This window comes from Streptomyces montanus, assembly GCF_005786655.1.
Classification (GTDB): domain Bacteria; phylum Actinomycetota; class Actinomycetes; order Streptomycetales; family Streptomycetaceae; genus Streptomyces; species Streptomyces sporangiiformans.
In genome coordinates, this window is record NZ_VBZC01000085.1 from 31,387 (window position 1) to 33,613 (window position 2,227).

The following is a 2,227-nucleotide window of genomic DNA, read 5'->3' on the forward strand; positions in this document are numbered from 1 at the left end:
CCCGCCGGGCGACGCCAACCCGGTTCAGCCCGCCGCAGCGTTACGCCCGCGGCTTCTCGCGCATCTCGTACGTCGCGATGACGTCGTCGACCTTGATGTCGTTGAAGTTGCCGAGGTTGATACCGCCCTCGAACCCTTCGCGAATCTCGGTGACGTCGTCCTTGAAGCGACGCAGACCCTCGATGTTGAGGTTCTCCGCGATGACCTTGCCGTCGCGGAGCAGTCGCGCCTTGGTGTTCCGCTTGACCTCGCCGGAGCGGATGAGAACACCCGCGATGTTGCCCAGCTTGGACGAGCGGAAGACCTCGCGGATCTCCGCCGTACCCAGCTCGACCTCTTCGAACTCCGGCTTGAGCATGCCCTTGAGGGCCGCCTCGATCTCCTCGATCGCCTGGTAGATGACCGAGTAGTAGCGGACGTCCACGCCCTCGCGCTCGGCCATCTGCGCGGCACGCCCCGCGGCGCGCACGTTGAAGCCGATCACGATGGCGTCCGAGCCCATCGCCAGGTCGATGTCCGACTCCGTGACCGCACCGACGCCGCGGTGCAGCACCCGGATGTCGACCTCTTCGCCGACGTCGAGCTGGAGGAGCGAGGACTCGAGAGCCTCGACGGAACCAGAAGCGTCACCCTTGATGATGAGGTTGAGCTGCTGGACCTCGCCGGCCTTGAGCACCTTGTCCAGGTCCTCGAGCGAGACGCGGCGCGTGCGCTTGGCGAACGCGGCGTTGCGCTCACGGGCGGCGCGCTTCTCGGCGATCTGACGGGCCGTACGGTCCTCGTCGACCACGATGAAGTTGTCGCCCGCACCTGGGACGTTGGTCAGACCCAGGACCTGGACCGGCGTCGAAGGACCGGCCTCCTCGACGTTGTTGCCGAGGTCGTCGTGCATGGCACGGACACGGCCGTACGCGTCGCCGACCACCATCGTGTCGCCGACCCGCAGCGTGCCTCGCTGGACGAGGACGGTCGCCACGGCACCACGGCCACGGTCGAGCCGGGACTCGATCGCGATGCCCTGCGCGTCCTGCTCCGGGTTGGCCCGCAGGTCGAGCGAGGCGTCCGCGGTGAGGACCACGGCCTCCAGCAGGGAGTCGATGTGCAGACCCTGCTTGGCGGAGATGTCGACGAACATCGTCTCGCCGCCGTACTCCTCGGCCACCAGGCCGTACTCGGTCAGCTGACCGCGCACCTTGGTCGGGTCCGCGCCCTCGACGTCGATCTTGTTGACCGCGACCACGATCGGCACCTCGGCCGCCTTGGCGTGGTTCAGCGCCTCGATCGTCTGGGGCATCACACCGTCGTTGGCCGCCACCACGAGGATCGCGATGTCGGTCGACCTCGCACCACGGGCACGCATGGCGGTGAACGCCTCGTGACCCGGGGTGTCGATGAAGGTGATCTTGCGGTCCTCGTCGTTGACCTCGGTCGCGACCTGGTAGGCACCGATGTGCTGCGTGATGCCGCCGGCCTCGCCCGCGATGACGTTCGTCTTGCGGATGGCGTCGAGCAGTCGGGTCTTACCGTGGTCGACGTGACCCATGACGGTCACCACCGGCGGACGCGCGACGAGGTTCTCCTCGCCGCCCTCGTTCTCGCCGAACTCCAGGTCGAAGGACTCGAGCAGCTCGCGGTCCTCCTCCTCGGGGCTGACGATCTGGACCGTGTAGTTCATCTCGTCGGCGAGGAGCTGCAGCGTCTCGTCGGAGACGGACTGCGTGGCCGTGACCATCTCGCCGAGGTTCATCATCACCGCGACGAGCGACGCCGGGTTGGCGTTGATCTTCTCCGCGAAGTCGGTGAGGGAAGCACCGCGCGACAGGCGAATGGCTTCGCCGTTGCCGCGAGGCAGCATCACGCCGCCGACCGACGGGGCCTGCATGGCCTCGTACTCCTGGCGCCTCTGCCGCTTCGACTTGCGGCCACGACGCGCGGGACCGCCGGGGCGACCGAAGGCGCCCTGCGTGCCACCACGGCCACCCGGACCACCGGGACGACCACCGAAGCCGGGACGGCCACCGCCGCCACCGGGACCACCCGGACGACCGGCGAAACCGCCGCCACCGCCGCCGGGACCACCCGGACGACCGGCGAAACCGCCACCGCCGCCACCGGGACGACCGGCGAAACCGCCGCCACCAGGACGACCGCCGCCGCCACCGCCGCCGGGGCGACCGCCGCCACCGGGACCGCGGCCACCGGGGCCACCGCCACCGGGACGCGGGCC

Annotated in this window: 1 protein-coding gene; it reads right to left on the reverse strand. The window is 69.5% G+C overall.

The genetic code is table 11. The features are described from left to right. Positions 1–40: 40 nt before the first annotated feature. The coding region (gene infB, locus FE633_RS42700) for a translation initiation factor IF-2 (protein ID WP_138050555.1) at positions 41–2,227 on the reverse strand (2,187 nt) is incomplete at its 5' end.